21 protein-coding genes are annotated in these 18,178 nt (G+C 59.4%); 7 read left to right on the plus strand and 14 right to left on the minus strand.

Annotation, left to right across the window (positions count from 1 at the left end):
- Positions 1-31: 31 nt before the first annotated feature.
- Complete coding sequence (locus KOSB73_RS13065; RefSeq protein WP_162685308.1) at positions 32-1,009, plus strand: LysR substrate-binding domain-containing protein; 978 nt, start codon at positions 32-34, stop codon at positions 1,007-1,009.
- Here the strand turns inward: KOSB73_RS13065 and KOSB73_RS13070 are convergent.
- The 4 genes from KOSB73_RS13070 to puuD form a co-directional block, all read right to left on the minus strand.
- Complete coding sequence (locus KOSB73_RS13070; protein ID WP_024359585.1) at positions 1,006-2,286, minus strand: NAD(P)/FAD-dependent oxidoreductase; 1,281 nt, start codon at positions 2,284-2,286, stop codon at positions 1,006-1,008. The genes KOSB73_RS13065 and KOSB73_RS13070 overlap by 4 nt on opposite strands.
- A 2-nt stretch (positions 2,287-2,288) precedes the next feature.
- A complete protein-coding gene (puuC, locus tag KOSB73_RS13075; protein ID WP_064411167.1) occupies positions 2,289-3,776 on the minus strand; it encodes an aldehyde dehydrogenase PuuC in 1,488 nt (495 codons plus the stop codon).
- A gap of 245 nt (positions 3,777-4,021) precedes the next feature.
- Positions 4,022-4,579 (minus strand): HTH-type transcriptional regulator PuuR, encoded by a 558-nt coding sequence (gene puuR / locus KOSB73_RS13080; RefSeq protein ID WP_004849766.1) that lies wholly within the window; start codon positions 4,577-4,579, stop codon positions 4,022-4,024.
- Between the two features lie 25 nt (positions 4,580-4,604).
- Complete coding sequence (puuD, locus tag KOSB73_RS13085) at positions 4,605-5,357, minus strand: gamma-glutamyl-gamma-aminobutyrate hydrolase (protein ID WP_162685309.1); 753 nt, start codon at positions 5,355-5,357, stop codon at positions 4,605-4,607.
- 224 nt (positions 5,358-5,581) lie between these two features.
- Here puuD and puuA point away from each other — a divergent pair, with 224 nt between their 5' ends.
- The 3 genes from puuA to KOSB73_RS13100 all read left to right on the plus strand — a co-directional run bounded on the left by puuA (position 5,582) and on the right by KOSB73_RS13100 (position 8,741).
- Positions 5,582-7,000, plus strand: a complete 1,419-nt coding sequence (gene puuA, locus KOSB73_RS13090) for a glutamate-putrescine ligase (RefSeq protein ID WP_004131267.1) — start codon at positions 5,582-5,584, stop codon at positions 6,998-7,000.
- A 222-nt stretch (positions 7,001-7,222) separates the two neighbouring features.
- The gene (locus KOSB73_RS31495; protein ID WP_420799049.1) at positions 7,223-7,360 is read left to right on the plus strand and encodes a hypothetical protein; all 138 of its coding nucleotides are present in this window, start codon (positions 7,223-7,225) and stop codon (positions 7,358-7,360) included.
- Complete coding sequence (locus KOSB73_RS13100) at positions 7,350-8,741, plus strand: APC family permease (RefSeq protein ID WP_004131269.1); 1,392 nt, start codon at positions 7,350-7,352, stop codon at positions 8,739-8,741. The genes KOSB73_RS31495 and KOSB73_RS13100 overlap by 11 nt, the downstream gene beginning before the upstream one ends.
- Before the next feature lie 122 nt (positions 8,742-8,863).
- On the opposite strand, the gene KOSB73_RS13105 is transcribed toward KOSB73_RS13100, so the two are convergent.
- Positions 8,864-8,986, minus strand: a complete 123-nt coding sequence (locus tag KOSB73_RS13105) for a small membrane protein (protein ID WP_004131271.1) — start codon at positions 8,984-8,986, stop codon at positions 8,864-8,866.
- 271 nt (positions 8,987-9,257) lie between these two features.
- Here KOSB73_RS13105 and KOSB73_RS13110 point away from each other — a divergent pair, with 271 nt between their 5' ends.
- Both KOSB73_RS13110 and agp read left to right on the plus strand, forming a co-directional pair.
- Positions 9,258-9,482 (plus strand): hypothetical protein, encoded by a 225-nt coding sequence (locus KOSB73_RS13110; RefSeq protein WP_004871321.1) that lies wholly within the window; start codon positions 9,258-9,260, stop codon positions 9,480-9,482.
- Between the two features lie 139 nt (positions 9,483-9,621).
- A complete protein-coding gene (gene agp, locus KOSB73_RS13115) occupies positions 9,622-10,869 on the plus strand; it encodes a bifunctional glucose-1-phosphatase/inositol phosphatase (RefSeq protein ID WP_004131275.1) in 1,248 nt (415 codons plus the stop codon).
- A 147-nt stretch (positions 10,870-11,016) separates the two neighbouring features.
- Here agp and KOSB73_RS13120 read toward each other — a convergent pair whose 3' ends face one another.
- Positions 11,017-11,244, minus strand: coding sequence for a YccJ family protein (locus KOSB73_RS13120; protein WP_004131277.1), 228 nt, complete (start codon positions 11,242-11,244; stop codon positions 11,017-11,019).
- Between the two features lie 19 nt (positions 11,245-11,263).
- Positions 11,264-11,860, minus strand: coding sequence for an NAD(P)H:quinone oxidoreductase (gene wrbA, locus KOSB73_RS13125; protein WP_004131278.1), 597 nt, complete (start codon positions 11,858-11,860; stop codon positions 11,264-11,266).
- 374 nt (positions 11,861-12,234) lie between these two features.
- Here wrbA and KOSB73_RS13130 point away from each other — a divergent pair, with 374 nt between their 5' ends.
- On the plus strand, positions 12,235-12,408 hold the full coding sequence (locus KOSB73_RS13130) for a con-10 family general stress protein (RefSeq protein WP_004131287.1): 174 nt from the start codon (positions 12,235-12,237) through the stop codon (positions 12,406-12,408).
- A 250-nt stretch (positions 12,409-12,658) separates the two neighbouring features.
- Here KOSB73_RS13130 and rutG read toward each other — a convergent pair whose 3' ends face one another.
- The 7 genes from rutG to rutA are packed head-to-tail and all read right to left on the minus strand — an operon-like array spanning position 12,659 to position 18,080.
- Positions 12,659-13,981, minus strand: a complete 1,323-nt coding sequence (rutG, locus tag KOSB73_RS13135) for a pyrimidine utilization transport protein G (RefSeq protein WP_024359583.1) — start codon at positions 13,979-13,981, stop codon at positions 12,659-12,661.
- Positions 13,982-14,002: 21 nt separating this feature from the next.
- Positions 14,003-14,497, minus strand: coding sequence for an NADH-dependent FMN reductase RutF (gene rutF, locus KOSB73_RS13140; RefSeq protein WP_024359582.1), 495 nt, complete (start codon positions 14,495-14,497; stop codon positions 14,003-14,005).
- 9 nt (positions 14,498-14,506) lie between these two features.
- Positions 14,507-15,097, minus strand: coding sequence for a malonic semialdehyde reductase (locus tag KOSB73_RS13145; RefSeq protein ID WP_024359581.1), 591 nt, complete (start codon positions 15,095-15,097; stop codon positions 14,507-14,509).
- On the minus strand, positions 15,094-15,897 hold the full coding sequence (gene rutD, locus KOSB73_RS13150; protein WP_024359580.1) for a pyrimidine utilization protein D: 804 nt from the start codon (positions 15,895-15,897) through the stop codon (positions 15,094-15,096). The genes KOSB73_RS13145 and rutD overlap by 4 nt, the downstream gene beginning before the upstream one ends.
- A complete protein-coding gene (rutC, locus tag KOSB73_RS13155; protein WP_004871301.1) occupies positions 15,894-16,286 on the minus strand; it encodes a pyrimidine utilization protein C in 393 nt (130 codons plus the stop codon). Before rutC ends, rutD begins: the two co-directional genes overlap by 4 nt.
- A complete protein-coding gene (gene rutB, locus KOSB73_RS13160) occupies positions 16,279-16,989 on the minus strand; it encodes a pyrimidine utilization protein B (protein ID WP_082237308.1) in 711 nt (236 codons plus the stop codon). Before rutB ends, rutC begins: the two co-directional genes overlap by 8 nt.
- A complete protein-coding gene (gene rutA / locus KOSB73_RS13165; RefSeq protein WP_004131300.1) occupies positions 16,989-18,080 on the minus strand; it encodes a pyrimidine utilization protein A in 1,092 nt (363 codons plus the stop codon). Before rutA ends, rutB begins: the two co-directional genes overlap by 1 nt.
- Positions 18,081-18,178: the final 98 nt, after the last annotated feature.

The following is an 18,178-nucleotide window of genomic DNA, read 5'->3' on the forward strand; positions in this document are numbered from 1 at the left end:
TTGACTGATTCATAATTAATCCCGCCAACTGGTGAAACATAAAACACGAATCATGAATAATCTGCCGCTGCTGAACGATTTGCGCGTCTTTATGCTGGTTGCCCGCCGCGCCGGTTTTGCCGCCGCCGCTGAAGAGCTGGGGGTCTCTCCGGCTTTCGTCAGCAAGCGCGTGTCGCTGCTGGAGCAAACGCTCAACGTCCAGCTGCTGCACCGCACCACCCGACGCGTCGCTATCACCGAAGAGGGGGAGCGCATCTACGAATGGGGGCTGCGCATCCTGCAGGACGTCGATCAGATGATGGATGAGCTCTCCGATGCGCGGCAGGTGCCGCAGGGGACGCTGCGGATTATCAGCAGCTTTGGCTTTGGCCGGCGGGTAGTCGCGCCGGCGCTCTCCGAGCTGGCCCGTAGCTACCCGCAGCTGGAGATCCGTTTCGACGTCGCCGACCGGCTGGTGGATTTAGCCAATGAAGGCGTCGATCTGGATATTCGCGTCGGCGACGACATCGCTCCTAACCTGATTGCCCGCCAGCTTGCTACCAACCATCGAATTCTCTGTGCTTCGCCGGAATTTATCGCCCGTCACCCGGCGCCAAAGCAGCTTAGCGACCTTGCCGCCTTACCCTGCCTGGTGATCAAAGAGCGCGACCGGCCCTTTGGCGTCTGGCAGCTGCGCGATAAAGAGGGCGAGCACGCCATCAAGGTGACCGGGCCGCTGTCGTCAAACCACGGCGAAATCGTCCACCAGTGGTGCCTCGAGGGGCAGGGGATCGCGCTGCGCTCGTGGTGGGACGTCAGGGAAAATATCGCCAGCGGCAACCTGGTGCATCTGCTGCCGGAGTATTATCAGCCTGCCAATATCTGGGCGGTATACGTCTCGCGGCTGGCGACCTCGGCCAAAATTCGCACCACCGTGGAGTTTTTACGCCGCTACTTCCGCCAGCGCTTTCCGCAGCAGGACGACGAGGCAACATTGCCGACGGCAGGCGCCGTCGGCCGGGGGGATTAAACGCCGAGCCTGTCGCGCAGGCTGTAGTAGGCCGCGCCCATGGCGGTAAATGGAATGCGCAGGCTGCGCCCGCCGGGGAACGGATAGTGCGGTAGCTTCGCAAAGGCGTCGAAACGTTCGGCGTCGCCGCGCAGCAGCTCCGAAATCAGCCGTCCGGCGAGGTGGGTACAGGTGACGCCGTGGCCGCTGTAGCCTTGCATATAATAGATATTGTTATCGAGGCGGCCAAACTGCGGCATCCTTGAGAGGGTCAGCAGGAAGTTGCCGGTCCAGCGATAGTCGATTTTCACCCCCTGCAGCTGCGGGAAGGTTTTCAGCAGCTTCGGCATAATCAGCCGCTCAACGTCGTCCGGATCGCGCGCGCCGTACACCACGCCGCCGCCGTACAGCAGGCGGTTATCGGCGGTCAGACGGTAGTAATCCAGCAGGTAGTTACAATCCTCCACGCAGTAGTTTTTCGGGATCAGCGAGCGCGCCAGATCCTCAGCCAGTGGCGCGGTGGCGACCACCTGGGTGCCGCACGGCATGCTGCGTTTCGCCAGCTCCGGCTCGAGCTTATCGCCGAGATAGGCGTTACCGGCGACGATCACATAGCGGGCGGTAACCTGCCCGCGTTCGGTAGTCACCACCGCCGGGCTGCTGTGCTGAATGCGGGTGACCGGTGATTGTTCGTAAACCCGACCGCCGTTTAGCCGAATGGCGTCCGCCTCGCCAATCGCCAGGTTCAGCGGATGAATATGGCCGCCGCTGTGGTCCAGCAGGGCGCCGGCGTAGCGGTCGCTGTCCACTTCGCGGCGAATGGCGCTGGCATCCAGCAGCTCCAGCTGGGTATTGCCGTAGCGCTCCCAGTTCGCCTTCTGCTCTTCCAGCGTCTCCAGCTGTTTATGGTTCAGCGCGACAAATAGCCCGCCGGGGCGATAGTCGCACTGGATTTGATAGCGCTGGATGCGCTCGCGAATAATGTCGCCGCCTTCAAACATCATGCTGCCGAGCATTTTTGCCGCGTCCGGACCGTAGGTTTTTTCGATAACGTCGATATCGCGACTATAGGAGTTAACCAGCTGGCCGCCGTTACGCCCGCTGGCGCCGAAGCCGATGCGCGCGCCTTCCAGCAGCACCACATCGTAGCCCATTTCGGCCAGATGCAGCGCCGATGAGAGGCCGGTATAGCCGCCGCCGACGACGCAGACGTCGCAGCTGATTGATTCGTCCAGCGTCGGGAACGGCTCATAGCGGTTGGCGCTGGCGGCGTAATAGCTGGTGGTATGTTCGCTCATGATTAAGACTCCAGGGCAATCCAGATAGTTTTCAGTTCAGTGAATTTTTCCAGCGCGTGCAGTGACTTATCGCGTCCGTTGCCGCTCTGCTTGTAGCCGCCGAAGGGCACGGTCATATCGCCATCGTTGTAGTTGTTCACGAAGACGGAGCCGGCTTTCAGACGGCGGCTGACGCGGTGAGCGCGGGAGAGATCGCGGGTCCAGACCGCCGCGCCGAGGCCGTAGCGGCTATCGTTGGCCAGCGCCAGCGCCTGCTCCTCGTTTTTAAAGCGGGTCACCACCAGCACCGGGCCGAAGATCTCCTCCTGGCTGAGCGGGGAGGCGGGGTCGACGTCGACGAAGATGGTCGGGCCGACCGCCGCGGGCCACGGATTTTTGCGCCCGTCCAGCAGCAGCGTGCTGTGCGCTTCGCCGGCGCGAATAAAGCTGTGGACGCTATCGGCATGGGTGTTGTCGATCAGCATGCCCATAGTGGTATTCGGGTCGAGTGGATTGCCCGGCTGCCAGCCCTTTGCCAGCTCTTTCAGGAGATCGAGAAAGCGGTCGGCGATGCTCTCTTCCAGCAGCAGGCGGGTACCGGCGATACAGACCTGGCCCTGGTTGTAAAAAATACCGCCGGCGGTCGCGTTGACTGCTTTTTGTAGATCCGGGCAGTCGGCAAAGACGATATTGGCGCTTTTGCCGCCCGCCTCCAGCCAGACGCGTTTCATATTACTGTCGCCCGCGTCCTTCAGTAGTTGTTTAGCGGTGCGGGTGGAGCCGGTAAAGGTAATCACTTCGACGTCAGGATGCAGCGCTAGCGCCTGACCGGCTTCATGGCCGAAACCGCTCACCACGTTAAATACGCCGTCCGGCAGTCCGGCCTGTTTTGCTAAGCCCGCCAGACGTAGGGCGGTAAGCGGGGATTTTTCCGACGGCTTGAGCACCACGCTGTTGCCGGACGCCAGCGCCGGGCCAAGCTTCCAGCAGGCCAGCAGCAGCGGGAAATTCCACGGCACCACCGCCGCAATCACGCCAATCGGTTCGCGGACGATCATGGCCAGTTCGTTGCCGCCGGTGGGGGCGACTTCGCCGTAGACTTTATCGATAGCTTCGGCATACCAGCGGATCGCGCGGGCGGCGCCGGGGATATCGTCGCGCAGGCTGTGGCGAATCGGCTTGCCGGTGTCGAGGGTTTCCAGCAGCGCCAGCTCTTCGCGATGGGCGTCCATCAGGTCGGCGAATTTTGTCAGCACCGCTTTGCGCTGGGCAGGAGACGCCTGCGACCAGTCGCCGCGATCGAAAACGCCGCGGGCGGCCTGGACCGCGCGATCGACGTCGGCCTTTTTGCCGCGCGCGACCTCGGCAAGGGTCTGCTGCGCTGCCGGGTCGATGGTGGCAAACACGCTATTATCGGCGGCGGCGCTGTATTCGCCGTTAATAAATAAGCGTGTCTCAATCGTCAGTTCGCGTGCTTTTTGTTGCCAGTAAGCCAGGTTGTGAAAATCCATCATGACTCCTTAATAACGTAATCGGGAAAAGATAAAAATTGGCTATTTCTGACCCTCAGGGCGCAGGGCGTCCCCGGGGTTGATTACCGTGTAAATTGCCCGTTAACGGGCGTGAATTATCCGGGGCCAGCGGAATACCTTTTTCCGCATTGCGCAAGGTAAACTAGCGTTTTCTTCGCGCCGCCGGAATGAATCTCCGGCGGCGCAGGCCTGAAGAAAGCCTGAGAAAACCTCAGGCTAAAAAATCAGAATGTGGTGGGAGTATGGGCGCTAATGATTCGGCAGATACCCGCCGAGGTGTTGCTGAAGCTATGCGGTATGCCGGTGTTAATGGCATAGCTTTGCCCAGCCACCAGGTGATACGCCTGACCGTTAATGGTCAGCACGACTTCACCCTCCAGTATGGTGCCTATCTCCTCACCCTGATGCTTGATCCTCTCCCCGGTTGTGGTTCCAGGCTGGTACGTTTCAAAAATCATCGCCAGCGTGCGGTTCGGATTGCCATTATGAACCAGCTTCATCGACACCCCCTGACTGCCGATTTCAATCAGATCGTCCTGATTGATAACCACCTGGGGTTCAGCCGGTTTTTCTGGTTCAGAAAAGAATTCCGAGAGCGACAGCCCGTAGACTTTCAGCAGCTTTTGCAGCGTACTGATGGCAGGACTGACTTTGTCCTGTTCTATGGTGCTGATGGCACTATGTGTTAACCCAGACAGTTCGGCGGCACGACGCTGTGAAAGACCCAGCTGTTGGCGGATCTCTGACAGACGTTTCCCTGGCGCCAGTCCGTCATCGCTCATATTTGCATTTCCTTAACGGTAGTGGTCAGAGTCGCTGTTTTTCGGCGACATAGTTCTGACAGGCGGTGATAAAACCCTCAAACAACATTCGCGACAGGGCGTATTCGCTACTGTTCCATTCAGGATGCCACTGCACGCCGAGGGCGAAAGGATGGTCGTTAACGCTGACCGCTTCCGCCAGCCCGTCCGGAGAACGCGCCTCCACGCGCAGCCGTGGACCCGTGGTTTTCGCTCCCTGTCCGTGTAACGAGTTTACCCAAAACGTGTTGCAGCCCGGTATTAACTGAGAAAGTAATCCTCCTTCCTGAACCTGAACTTCATGCGAGGGCGCATATTGCTGCTCGACGGGAAGTTCGGGGTCCTCGCGGTGTTCAAGAAGCTCAGGCTGCTCGAACAGACGACGATACAGAGTCCCGCCGGTGGCGACAACCAGTTCCTGTAGTCCACGGCAGATGGCGAAAATGGGGATGCGCCTTTCGAGCGCGGCGTCGATCAGCGCCATGCTCAGAAGATCACGCCCGGGATCGGCGTCAGGCTCATCGCCGTTTTCACCATAGAGGTGCGGCTGTACGTTGCTCGGGCTGCCGGGCAGATAAATGCCATCCAGTTTTGGCAGTAGCGCGGAAAGCAGTTCCGGCTCCGCCAGCGCGTGCGGCAGGGCAATCGGCACGCCGCCGGCGTTAACAATCGCGTTCAGATACTTCTCTTGCAGAGTCTGGGTCTGGTGACCCTTAAGCCTGTTTCGACACATCACCACGCCAATAACTGGCTTGTACATTATATTTTCCATGATCGCCCTCACAAAGTGGACTAAATTATGACCGGATTAGCGGGTAAAACGGCCATTTCGTTCAATATTTTCTCAATCTAGCAGTGGATATAGCCCTTTGCAAACTTAATTTAACATTTGACAAACAATTTGTTTGCATACACATTCGAAGAGTGGACATTATATTTAACAGTGCCATTCAGGGTCCGAAACTAAAACAACGGCGGTGAATCATGGAAACCAATATCGTAGAAGTTGAGAATTTTGTTCAGCAGTCGGAAGAGAGACGGGTCAGCGCGTTCACCTGGGAAGTGAAGCGCTACCTCGAGCGTTACCCCAATACGCAATACGTAGATGTACTGTTAACCGACCTGAACGGCTGCTTCCGCGGTAAGCGGATCCCGGTGTCCGGCCTGAGCAAACTGGAGAAGGGCTGCTATTTCCCGGCTTCGGTGTTCGCGATGGACATTCTCGGCAACGTGGTGGAAGAGGCGGGACTCGGCCAGGAGATGGGCGAACCGGATCGCACCTGCGTACCGGTGCTGGGAACCTTAACGCCGTCAGCGGCGGACCCGGAATACATCGGTCAGGTTCTGCTGACCATGGTTGATGAAGATGGCGCTCCCTTTGACGTTGAGCCGCGGAACGTTCTGAACCGGCTCTGGCAGCAGCTGCGCCAGCGCGGGCTGTTCCCCGTGGTAGCGGTAGAGCTGGAGTTCTATTTACTTGACCGCAAGCGCGACGCGGAAGGCTACCTGCAGCCGCCGTGCGCGCCGGGAACCGGCGATCGCAATACCCAGAGTCAGGTTTACTCCGTCGACAACCTCAACCACTTTGCCGACGTGCTGAACGAAATCGATGAGATCGCCCAGCTCCAGCTGATCCCGGCGGACGGCGCGGTGGCGGAAGCCTCTCCCGGTCAGTTTGAAATCAACCTCCACCATACCGATAACGTGCTCGACGCCTGCGATGACGCGCTGGCGTTAAAACGTCTCGTGCGTTTGATGGCGGAGAAGCATAAGATGCACGCCACTTTTATGGCCAAACCCTATGAAGAGCACGCCGGTAGCGGGATGCATATCCATATCAGCATGCAGAACAACAAAGGCGAGAACGTGTTGGCGGACGCGGACGGCGAAGATTCCGCGATGTTAAAACGCGCGCTCGCCGGGATGATTGACCTGATGCCGGCGTCGATGGCGCTGCTGGCGCCGAACGTCAACTCGTATCGTCGTTTCCAGCCGGGAATGTACGTGCCGACCCAGGCGTCGTGGGGGCACAACAACCGGACGGTGGCGCTGCGCATTCCGTGCGGCGATCGGCACAACCACCGCGTCGAGTATCGCGTGGCCGGGGCGGACGCCAACCCGTACCTGGTGATGGCGGCGATTTTCGCCGGCATCCTCCACGGTCTGGATAATCCGCTGCCGCTACAGGAAGAGGTGGAAGGCAACGGCCTTGAGCAGGAGGGGCTGCCGTTCCCGATTCGCCAGAGCGATGCGCTGTGGGAGTTTATGCAAAACGATCACCTGCGCGAGCGGCTTGGCGAACGTTTCTGCCACGTTTATCACGCCTGTAAAAACGACGAATTACTGCAGTTTGAGCGGCTGATCACGGAAACCGAAATCGAGTGGATGTTGAAAAACGCCTGATTGCCGCCCCGCAGGGGGCAGCTTAGCGTTATCACGAGTAGCATCATACGGCCTGAGCGGAGCCTGGTCGGACGTTTTTGCTGGGAGCCCAGCCATTCCCGGATGCCGCGTTAAGGAGCGCAGGCGGCAACGGGGCTTCAGTTAACGACACAGTGTGTAACGAGGTAGGAAATGATGCAGATGTTTAAATATCCGCAGGGAGAAGGGGGCCGTCATGGCCGCATGGAGTGCGCCGCCACCGCTCGTCGGTTCTTTTTACCTTTTGATTTGCCATTAACCCCGTTGCGAAGCAGGTTGGTTTCCCGGTCTCTACGACCGCAAACCCGGATGTGCAGCGGGGGAAATGGCCATGGCTATTAACACCTCTCTCGATAACGCCTCTGAAGCGGGCAAACCGCGGCTGCGCAAGTCTCTCAAGCTGTGGCAGGTGGTGATGATGGGCCTCGCCTATCTGACCCCGATGACGGTTTTTGATACTTTCGGCATCGTTTCCGGCATCAGCAACGGCCACGTTCCGGCCTCCTATCTGCTGGCGCTGGCCGGCGTGCTGTTTACCGCCATTAGCTACGGTAAGCTGGTACGCCAGTTTCCGCAGGCGGGATCGGCGTATACCTATGCGCAGAAGTCGATCAGCCCGCACGTCGGGTTTATGGTGGGCTGGTCTTCGCTGCTGGATTATCTGTTCCTGCCGATGATCAACGTTCTGCTGGCCAAGATTTATCTTTCCGCGCTGTTTCCGGACGTGCCGCCCTGGGTATGGGTGGTGACGTTTGTGGCCATTCTGACCGCGGCGAACCTGAAAAGCGTCAATCTGGTGGCGAACTTCAATACCCTGTTCGTGCTGGTGCAGATCTCAATCATGGTGGTCTTTATCGTGCTGGTGGTGCAGGGGCTGCATAAAGGGGAGGGCGTCGGTACCGTCTGGTCGCTCCAGCCGTTTATTAGCCAGAACGCGCACCTGATCCCGATTATTACCGGGGCGACGATAGTCTGCTTTTCGTTCCTCGGCTTTGATGCGGTGACGACCCTCTCCGAAGAGACGCCGGACGCCGCGCGGGTGATCCCGAAAGCTATCTTCCTGACCGCGGTCTACGGCGGGGTGATTTTTATTGCCGCCTCGTTCTTTATGCAGCTCTTTTTCCCCGACATTAGCCGTTTTAAAGACCCGGATGCGGCGCTGCCGGAGATCGCCCTCTACGTCGGCGGCAAGCTGTTCCAGTCGATTTTCCTGTGCACCACCTTTGTGAATACCCTGGCGTCAGGCCTGGCCTCACACGCCAGCGTTTCGCGCCTGCTGTACGTCATGGGCCGCGATAACGTTTTCCCGGAGCGCATTTTCGGCTATGTCCATCCAAAATGGCGGACTCCGGCGCTGAACGTGATCATGGTGGGCATCGTCGCGCTGTCGGCGCTGTTCTTCGACCTGGTCACCGCCACGGCGTTGATTAACTTTGGCGCGCTGGTGGCGTTCACCTTCGTTAACCTGTCGGTGTTTAATCACTTCTGGCGGCGGAAGGGCTTTAACAAAACCTGGAAAGATCGCTTTCACTATCTGCTGCTGCCGATGGTCGGCGCGCTGACGGTGGGCGTTCTGTGGATTAACCTGGAGGCGACCTCGCTGACGCTCGGTCTGATATGGGCGGGCCTGGGTTTGCTGTATCTGACTTATCTGACCCGCCGCTTCCGTAAGCCGCCGCCGCAGTTTGACGGGGCTAAAGCGGAACAGGCCTGGGAATCGTAACGATTTTTTAGTTCAGACATAAAGGCAGGCCGGCGAGCCTGCCTTCTTTTTGTCATTCTCGTTTGAAATCAGGCGGTCGGGGAGAAATAGCAGGGGCAGAAGGTAAGAATAGTGAGGATGAATTATTTCTTTTTCTTATGAGTTGGCAGCTGTGCGGAGCGCCGATCCTTGACATAGGAGACCAGGCTGTAGATGGCTACTCCCAGCAAAACCACCGCGACGATAAAGAGCAGGATACCTGACATAGATTAACCTAATGTTATGTTTAACATGAAGAAAAAATACCGTGATATCGGGATAATAGCATCGGGATATTTCTTAAAGATGACCCGATGAATCAGACGAGAATAGACTGCCAGCAATGCACTGAAATTATTATTTACATGAATAAATGTGAAGAGTAAAGCGCGATGATGGTGAAAAAATGAACGAGTAACACTCGTTTAAGCGAATTTACAGACGAGAGCGCGACGGGCTGCTACCCTTGGCCCGCTAAATAAGGGGTGAGAGTCACAAATGTTTAATAAGCAAATCATCGCTGTTGTTGGGCCGCTGCTGGTTCTGACGTCGTTCAATAGCCTGGCCGATCCCGGGAACCCGTCAATTCGCGAACGTATTGTCGATCAGGTTTTAAAACCCTGCGAAGGTAAAAAAGCCGGCGATAAAGTGCTGATCGTCGACCATCGCGGCGGCAAGCATGAAGCTATCTGCACCCTCGCGGCGGTGCCGCTGCCGGAGTAACGCCATCCCTCTGATTTCACTCTTCCTGCGTCACGGCGGAAAGCGTATTTCTTTCCGCACTTTGCGAGCCATTGCCCGGAAAAATGTCATAAATTTGTCACAATTAAGGCGATGATAATCACTGACTGAGGGTTAAGGGATGAGAAAAAGTCTACTCGCCGCCGCCGTGGCCGGCGTTGTCTTACTGTCCGCTGGCGTCCAGGCGCAGGAACAGGCCGCACCGGAAGGGTATCAGCTTCAGCAGGTGCTGATCATGAGCCGCCATAACCTGCGCGCGCCGCTGGCGAACAACGGCAGCGTGCTGGAGCAATCCACGCCGAAGTCCTGGCCGGAGTGGGATGTTCCCGGCGGCCAGCTGACGACCAAGGGCGGGGTGCTGGAAGTCTATATGGGGCACTATATGCGTGAATGGCTGGCGCAGCAGGGGCTGGTGACCAGCGGCGAATGCCCGCCGGAGAACGCGGTCTACGCCTATGCCAATAGCCTGCAGCGCACCGTCGCGACCGCGCAGTTCTTTATTACCGGCGCGTTTCCCGGCTGCGGGGTGACGGTGCACCATCAGGAAAAAATGGGCACCATGGACCCAACGTTTAATCCGGTGATCGTCGACGATTCTGCCGCCTTCAGCGAAAAGGCGGTACAGGCGATGGAGAAAGAGCGGCAGGGGATGCAGCTGGGCGAAAGCTATAAGCTGCTGGAGGCGATAACCGACTACCGCAATTCTCCGTCCTGTAAAGAGAAGCAGCAGTGCTCGCTGAGCGAAGGGAAGGATACCTTTAGCGCCAAATATCAGCAGGAGCCGGGCGTTTCCGGGCCGCTTAAGGTCGGTAACTCGCTGGTTGACGCCTTTACGCTGCAGTATTACGAGGGGTTCCCGAAAGACCAGGTCGCCTGGGGCGAAATCAAAACCGATAAGCAGTGGCAGGTGCTGTCGAAGTTGAAAAACGGCTATCAGGATAGCCTGTTTACTTCCCCTGAAGTGGCGCGCAACGTGGCTAAGCCGCTGGTGAAATATATTGACAACGCGCTGGTGGGCGATGCGGCGAAGGCGGCGAAAGTGACGCTGCTGGTGGGACACGACTCCAACATCGCTTCGCTGCTGACGGCGCTGGATTTTAAACCCTATCAGCTGCATAACCAATATGAGCGCACGCCTATCGGCGGCAAGCTGGTGTTCCAGCGCTGGCATGATAACGGCGGCAATCGTGATTTGATGAAGATTGAGTACGTCTATCAAAGCACCGAGCAGTTGCGCAATGCCGATGCGTTAACCCTGCAGTCGCCGCCGCAGCGGGTGACGCTGGCGCTGAACGGCTGTCCGGTCGATGATAACGGCTTCTGCCCGATGGACACCTTCAAAAAAGTGATGGCCGAGGCGACAAAATAACAGAGCATAAAAAACCCGGAGCAATCCGGGTTTTCGGTTATGGCGGGCGCAGGCGCTCCGCTGATGTAGCCCGAGCAAGTCGCTCTGCGCCGCCCCCGGGAAGCTCATGCAAGAACTCCCGGAGGCGGTATTGCGTACCTGTCCGGGCTACACGTTTTTGCGTTCGATAGTTTGTTCGCCCCAGAACAGGGAGTCTTTATCCGTTTTGGCGAAGGCGAGGGGCAGGACTTCATCGCTGCCTTCCTCCCAGATTTTCTCCGCCAGCTTTTCATCGTAATGGGCTAATTCAAAAATCGCCTCGGCAATTTCAGGAGACGTATTGCGCAGACTTGCCCATTCACCAACGCGGTGGGCCTTTGCTTCTTGATTCGGCATGCTTTCCTCCTGCTGAAGATTAACCGTGTAGTTTTACTGCCAGGCCCGCAACGTGCTCTCCCTGATAGCGGGCAATCGCCAGCTCCTCTTCGCTCGGCTGACGCGAGCCGTCGCCGCCGGCAATGGTGGTGGCGCCGTAAGGCGTACCGCCGCGAACCTGCGAGACATCAAATAGCTCCTGGGCGCCGTAGCCGATCGGCACAATAATCATCCCGTGGTGGGCAAGGGTGGTCCAGGTTGAGGTAATGGTTTGTTCCTGGCCGCCGCCGGTGCCGGTCGAGCTAAACACGCTGGCCAGCTTGCCGTACAGCGCCCCGGATGCCCACAGACCGCCGGTCTGATCGAGGAAGGTGCGCATCTGTCCGGACATATTGCCGAAACGGGTAGGGGTACCAAAGATGATGGCGTCGTACTCCGCCAGCTCCTGCGGCGTGGCGACGGGCGCGTTTTGCGTTTTCCCGCCTGCTTTGGCAAAAACCTCTGCCTGCATGGTTTCCGGCACGCGCTTCACGACCACTTCAACGCCATCCACCTTGTTTGCCCCTTCGGCGACGGCATGCGCCATGGTCTCGATGTGTCCGTACATAGAATAATAAAGCACCAGAATCTTAGCCATTTGCATCACTCCTCGGTTGCGTTATGAGCCAGCCAGTCGACTGGCTATCTTTAAAGATAAGACCTGTGGCGAAGAGTGCAAATGCAACAATCATTTATTTGATTTATAACAAAATTGCAAAAAATGAGGGCTGTTGCAAAAAGATACATCTTTAGTGGCGCCATTTTAGGCTGTCATAAGAGCCGCTTAGCGCGCGTCCGGCGTAATAGCGGCAGTTCTTATACAAAATCTATTTCAGGATGTGACGATATCCATCCGGCACGGCTTTCCTTCGCTAACCTTAAAAGCACGTGATACGCAACCCGTATCGCGGAGGCTAAAGCCTCGTGTTTCACCTAATGCAGCATGATGTCTAACCTAAATGGAGGTCAGTAATGGCAAACCATCGTGGCGGCGCCGGCAACTTTGCCGAAGACCGTGAAAGAGCATCAGAAGCAGGTCGTAAAGGTGGCCAGCACAGCGGGGGGAACTTTAAAAACGATCCTCAACGCGCATCCGAAGCGGGTAAGAAAGGGGGTAAAAACAGTCATGGTAGCCGCGAAAGCTAGCGTCCCCTGATTGTTTGCTGATGGGGGTTAATCTCCCGGGCCCGACCCCATCGCCCTCGCCGCCGACGTTACGTCGGCGGTTTTTTTTGTCTCTTTGCCGCTGCCGCTGAGCGGGAGGAACTCCCGGCTCGCGGCGTAAACGCCTTAACCGGGCTACGGGTTTACCGTTGCCTGCGGACCGGTAGCCCGGACAAGGCGCGTAAAGCGCCGCCTCCGGGAAGCAACGCAGCTTCCGTAGCGGCGCACGCTTTCATACTGGGGTGACGTTAGTTTGCCCGGCTTCACGCGGATGGCGGTTAAGCAGAGCGTGCAGCAGAATTGCGCCGAAGGTGGCCGTACCGATCCCGCCGAGGGTGAAGCCGCCGAGAGAAAGCGCGAAATCGCCCGCCCCCAGCACCAGCGTCACCGCCACCATAATCAGATTCGCGTTCTGGCTCAAATCCACGCGGTTCTGCACCCAAATCCGCGCGCCCGCGACGGCAATCAGGCCGAACACCACAATCGATGCGCCGCCGATCACCGGTCCCGGAATGGTATGGATCAGCGCGCCGAATTTCGGTGAAAATCCAAGCAGCATCGCAATCAGCGCCGCCGCGACGAACACCAGCGTTGAGTACACTTTGGTGACCGCCATCACGCCGATATTCTCCGCGTAGGTGGTCACCCCGCTGCCGCCGACCGAGCCGGAGAGCATCGTGGCCAGCCCGTCGCCGACGAACGCCCGCCCCATGTACGGGTCCATATTGCGTCCGGTCATCCCGGCCACCGCCTTCAGGTGACCGAGATTTTCCGCCACCAGAATCACCGCCACGGGGGCGATCAGCATCATTGCCTGGCCGTTAAAGGTCGGGGCGGTTATCTGCGGCAAGCCAAACCACGCCGCCTGCGCAAGCAGGCTAAAATCCAGCGGTTTGCCCAGCCCGAGGCCGTTGGCCAGCAGCGCGTACAGCGCGCAGGCGATAATCAGCCCGACGAGGATCAGCAGGCGCTGCAGCATTCCGCGGGTAAACACCGCCACCAGACCGATGCACAGCACCGTCAGCACCGCCATCCAGCCGTCGAACGGCGTCGCTGATACGCTGCGCACCGCGATTGGCGCGAGGTTAAGGCCGATCGCCATGACCACCGCGCCGGTAACTACCGGCGGCATCAGCCGCTCGATCCAGCGGGTGCCGATTTTCATCACCACCAGGCCAATCAGGGTATAAACCAGCCCGCAGAGAATAATCCCGCCCAGCGCGACGCTGAGGTGCGGGTTAAGCCCCTGGCCGTTGAAGCCGGTGACGGCGATCACCACGCCGACGAAGGCGGCGCTGGAGCCCAGGTAGCTCGGCACGCGCCCGCCGGTAACCAAAAAGAACAGCAGGGTGCCGACGCCGGACATCAGGATCGACAGATTGGGATCCAGCCCCATCAGGATTGGCATCAGAACGGTCGCGCCAAACATCGCCACCGCGTGCTGAACGCCCATCACCACGGTTTGCCCGACCGACAGCCGTTCATCGGGGGCCACGACGTCGGAGGCGGCGGAGGGGGAGGTTAACTGCCAGCGAGGAAAATCGAAGAGAGCCATGATGAGATCCTGGGTTTAAGGTTAACAGGCTGGACGCATCAGCGTGTGGTAGCCGCGGTCGAACCACATCAGTCCGCGCGGTTCCGGATGGCGTACAATCGCCGCCACTTCGCAAAACAGAATATCGTGAGTCCCGACGCTGACGATCTGGCTGATACGGCAGTCGAAGCTGACCAGCGCCGCTTCCAGACGCGGGCAGCCGGTCGCGCCGGTTTGCCAGTCGGCGGCGGCGAAGCGCTCCGCCATCGGCGTTTTACCGCCGAAAACGTTCGAGAGTTCTTCCTGGCCGGCCGCCAGGGTGTTGACGCACAGCGCCTGGTGCTGGCTGAAGATCGGCCACACCGAGGCGGAGCGATTCAGGCAGACCAGCAGCGTGGGCGGCGCGTCGGTGACGCTGCAGACGGCGCTGGCGGTAAAGCCGGCGCGGCCTGCCGGACCATCGGTGGTGATAATGTTCACCGCCGCCCCGACGTGGGCCATGGCGTCGCGAAAGCTTTGTTTATCGGCAATAGACATACGGGCTCCTTATGCCAGCTGGCAGGCATCATCAAAAGGCAGACGCGGCAGGCGGCCGTACAGCTTGCCGGGATCGCCGTAGCCGATATTGATCAGCAGGTTGCTTTTCCAGCCGCCGTCGGCAAAAAACGCCGCATCGACCATTTCGCGGTCAAAGCCCGACATCGGGCCGGTGTCCAGGCCCAGCGCGCGGCAGGCGAAAATCAGGTATGCCGCCTGCAGTGAGCTATTGCGAAAAGCGGTCTCCTCCGCCATCTGCGGGCTGGAGGTAAACCAGCTGCGGGCGTCGCCGTGGGGGAACAGCTCCGGCAGCCGATCGTAAAATGCGCGGTCCCAGGCGACGATAGCGGTGGCCGGCGCCTGCATGGTTTTCTCGACATTGCCGCTCGACAGAGCCGGGCGCAGCTTCGTTTTGCCTTCCGCCGTGCGCACGAAGACGATGCGCGCCGGGGAGCAGTTGGCGGAGGTCGGCCCCATTTTCAGCAAGTCGTAGATTTCACGCAGCTGCTCGTCGCTGACCGGCTTATCCAGCCAGCCGTTGTGGGTTCGGGCCTCGGTAAACAGCGCGGCGCAGGCGGCCGGGCTAATGGCTTCGCTCATAGGTTCTCCTGGGGGACGGGCAGCATCGCGGCAAGCCCGTCGCATAAAATAGGGTTAAAGGCGGCGGTATCGGTGACGTTGCAGGCGTGGCCGCCCCAGGCCATTTCCGCCAGCTGGCTGCCGGGGATTGCCGCCTGCAGCACCCGGGAGCAGGAGGCCGGGACCAGCAGATCGTCAGCGGCGCTGATGATCAGCGTCGGACAGGTTATCGCTGCCGCCCGGCGTGAAAAGTCGGCCTGCTTGAGGGCGTTCAGCCTTTTCAATAGATTCTCTTTGCCCTGGAAATGACTGATGGCGAGCGCGTCTTCGGCCTCCAGCCGCGGCAGGCGCGAGGCCATCCACTCCGCCGGGTAGAGGAACAGCGGCTGCGCCTCCACCCATGCCTGCGCGCCGCCCGCGTGCAGCAGGCGTTCGCGCACCAGGAAGCAGCGGCGGGTATGCGGGGAGAGCGTCAGCCAGCCGTTTACCAGCACCAGGGCGCTTACCGCTGCGGGATAATCCAGCGCCAGCTGTAGGCCAATCAGCGCGCCCAGGGCGTGGCCGACCAGCGCAAAACGCTCAATCCCTGCCGCCTGCAGCGCCGCGTAAAGCTCCTGCGCCATGGCGGCCATGCTGTAGCCTGTCGGCAGCGGGCCGCCGTTTTCGCCGGTGCCGTTATGGTCATAGCTCACCAGCTGATAGTGCGGTTCGAGCGCCGCCCGCTGCGGTAGCCAGTAGCCGCCCGCGCCGCCGAGCCCGGCGCTCAGAACCACCGCCGGCGCGCCCGGATAAGGCGCCGGGGAGATGTTCAGCTTCATCATGCCGGTTTCCCGATATGGGCGACGGTGGCGATCTCCACCAGCGCATCGGGCTTCACCAGCCCGCACTGTATGCAGAAACGCGCCGGTTTGTCGCCGGGGAAGAACTCCGCGTAGACCTCATTAATCGCGGCGTAGTTTTTCCAGTCGGTGATAAAAATGCTGTTGAAGGTCACATCCTCCATACTGCCCCCCGCCGTCTCGATAACGCTCTTGATGGTTTCCAGCACGTGGCGGGTTTGCGCCTTTGGGTCGCCGATATACACCACGTTGTTTTGCTTATCGAACGGCAGGGTGCCGGAGACGTAAACCACGCCATCGGCCAGCGTACCGGGGACAAACGGCGCGATAGGCGTGGTGGTGCCTGGCGGAATAATCACCTGTTTAGGCATAACGTTTCTCCTCGGTAAAGGCGTGCGGCGCGGCGGGCTCAAGGGCGGTACAGAAGCTGGCGACATCGCTGACCCAGCCAAAGAAGGTTTCAATATTGAACAGCGCCGCCTGCTGGGCAAACGCCGGACCGGCCTGATGGGTGGCGTCCTCCAGTACGATGCCGAAATATTCGAGGAAGAAGCCGTCGCGCAGGGTTGATTCCACGCAGACGTTGGTGGCGATACCGGTAAACACCAGATGGCGGATGCCGCGGCTGCGCAGGATGCTGTCGAGCGCGGTGTTAAAGAAGCCGCTGTAACGCGGTTTTGGCAACACGATATCGCCGGGCAGCGGTTTCAGCTGATCGACCAGCTGGTAGTCCCAGCCGCCTTTCGCCAGCAGCTTGCCCTGCAGCTCCGGGTTCTTACGCATGGTTTTCAGCGCGTTGGATTTATGAAAATTCGGCGAGCCGGGGCCGCCTGCTTCTACGTACTGGTCGTCCCAGCCGTTCTGGAACCAGATAATCAGCATCCCGGCGGCGCGCGCGGCGGCCACGGCGAGGTTGATATTGTCGATAACCGGTCGGGTGGCGGAAACGTCAAATCCGGCGAGGTCGAGATAGCCGCCCTGGCTGGCGTAGGCGTTCTGCATATCGACGACGATCAGCGCGCTCTGCTGCGGCGCGAAGGTCAGGGATTCCGGGCGAGCGGGTAGGGTAATCATCAGGCAACCTCTTGAGTCATGGTGGCGATATGGTCGCGGCAGCGCATCAGCGGCTGAATACGCTGACCAAAGGCTTCGATTCCGATCAGGAAATCATCAAACGTCAGCAGCACGCCGTCGGTGCCGGGAACCGCCGCCACTTCGTCGAGCATGCGGGCGACGCTGGCGTAAGAGCCGACAAGGGTACCCATATTGATGTTGACAGCCGAGGTGGGGTCGGCCATCTGGCGCACGTTGGTATCGCTGCCGGAGCGGGTGTCTTTCTGGCTCTGTTCGGTAAGCCACGCCAGCGCCTCGTCATCGGCGCCGGCTTTGTAATGTTCCCATTTGGCGCGGGCCGCCTCGTCGGTCTCGTCGGCGATCACCATAAACAGGACGTAGGAGCCGACGTCGCGGCCGGTTTTTTCCGCCGCCTGCATCATGCGCGCGGCGGTGGGGGCGAAGGCGGCAGGGGTATTGACCCCTTTGCCGAAGCAGAAGTTGTAGTCCGCGTGCTGGGCGGAGAACGCCATACCGGCGTCGCTTTGCCCGGCGCAGATCACTTTCATCGGCTGCGACGGCTGCGGGCTGACGCGACAGTCGTTCATGGTGAAGTAGTCGCCTTTAAAGTCGCTGCGTCCGGTTCCCCACAGGTCGCGCAGCACCTGGACATATTCGGTGAGATAGTCGTAGCGGCTGGCGAAGTAGTCGTCGCCCGGCCACATGCCCATCTGCTCGTATTCCGGTTTTTGCCAACCGGTCACCAGATTGACGCCAAAGCGGCCGCCGGAAATGGAGTCGATGGTCGAGGCCATGCGGGCGACGATCGCCGGGGGCAGCGTCAGCGTAGCGGCGGTGGCGTAGATCTGAATGCGCGAAGTGACGGCCGCCAGTCCGGCCATCAGGGTGAAGGACTCCAGATTATGATCCCAGAATTCGGTCTTGCCGCCGAAGCCGCGCAGTTTAATCATCGACAGCGCGAAATCGAAGCCGTAGTGTTCGGCTTTTTGCACGATGGCCTTATTCAGCTCAAACGTTGGCATGTACTGGGGAGCATGGGTGGAAATCAGCCAGCCGTTATTACCAATCGGAACGAAGACACCAATTTTCATACCTACCTCTCTGCATGTCGTTGAACAAGAAGGCGCGCGGCGCTGCATCCTGCATCTCCCTCAATCACCTCGCCTGAAAGATAAAGCAAAGGCGATGC

This window comes from Klebsiella grimontii (genome assembly GCF_900200035.1).
GTDB classification, from domain to species: Bacteria; Pseudomonadota; Gammaproteobacteria; order Enterobacterales; family Enterobacteriaceae; genus Klebsiella; species Klebsiella grimontii.

Coding starts and splice junctions, on each gene's coding strand:
- KOSB73_RS13070 (WP_024359585.1), bottom strand. CDS start 2,286: ATGAGCGAACATACCACCAGCTATTACGCCGCCAGCGCCAACCGCTAT.
- puuC (WP_064411167.1), bottom strand. CDS start 3,776: ATGGATTTTCACAACCTGGCTTACTGGCAACAAAAAGCACGCGAACTG.
- puuR (WP_004849766.1), bottom strand. CDS start 4,579: ATGAGCGATGACGGACTGGCGCCAGGGAAACGTCTGTCAGAGATCCGC.
- puuD (WP_162685309.1), bottom strand. CDS start 5,357: ATGTACAAGCCAGTTATTGGCGTGGTGATGTGTCGAAACAGGCTTAAG.
- puuA (WP_004131267.1), top strand. CDS start 5,582: ATGGAAACCAATATCGTAGAAGTTGAGAATTTTGTTCAGCAGTCGGAA.
- KOSB73_RS31495 (WP_420799049.1), top strand. CDS start 7,223: ATGGAGTGCGCCGCCACCGCTCGTCGGTTCTTTTTACCTTTTGATTTG.
- KOSB73_RS13100 (WP_004131269.1), top strand. CDS start 7,350: ATGGCTATTAACACCTCTCTCGATAACGCCTCTGAAGCGGGCAAACCG.
- KOSB73_RS13105 (WP_004131271.1), bottom strand. CDS start 8,986: ATGTCAGGTATCCTGCTCTTTATCGTCGCGGTGGTTTTGCTGGGAGTA.
- KOSB73_RS13110 (WP_004871321.1), top strand. CDS start 9,258: ATGTTTAATAAGCAAATCATCGCTGTTGTTGGGCCGCTGCTGGTTCTG.
- agp (WP_004131275.1), top strand. CDS start 9,622: ATGAGAAAAAGTCTACTCGCCGCCGCCGTGGCCGGCGTTGTCTTACTG.
- KOSB73_RS13120 (WP_004131277.1), bottom strand. CDS start 11,244: ATGCCGAATCAAGAAGCAAAGGCCCACCGCGTTGGTGAATGGGCAAGT.
- wrbA (WP_004131278.1), bottom strand. CDS start 11,860: ATGGCTAAGATTCTGGTGCTTTATTATTCTATGTACGGACACATCGAG.
- KOSB73_RS13130 (WP_004131287.1), top strand. CDS start 12,235: ATGGCAAACCATCGTGGCGGCGCCGGCAACTTTGCCGAAGACCGTGAA.
- rutG (WP_024359583.1), bottom strand. CDS start 13,981: ATGGCTCTCTTCGATTTTCCTCGCTGGCAGTTAACCTCCCCCTCCGCC.
- rutF (WP_024359582.1), bottom strand. CDS start 14,497: ATGTCTATTGCCGATAAACAAAGCTTTCGCGACGCCATGGCCCACGTC.
- KOSB73_RS13145 (WP_024359581.1), bottom strand. CDS start 15,097: ATGAGCGAAGCCATTAGCCCGGCCGCCTGCGCCGCGCTGTTTACCGAG.
- rutD (WP_024359580.1), bottom strand. CDS start 15,897: ATGATGAAGCTGAACATCTCCCCGGCGCCTTATCCGGGCGCGCCGGCG.
- rutC (WP_004871301.1), bottom strand. CDS start 16,286: ATGCCTAAACAGGTGATTATTCCGCCAGGCACCACCACGCCTATCGCG.
- rutB (WP_082237308.1), bottom strand. CDS start 16,989: ATGATTACCCTACCCGCTCGCCCGGAATCCCTGACCTTCGCGCCGCAG.
- rutA (WP_004131300.1), bottom strand. CDS start 18,080: ATGAAAATTGGTGTCTTCGTTCCGATTGGTAATAACGGCTGGCTGATT.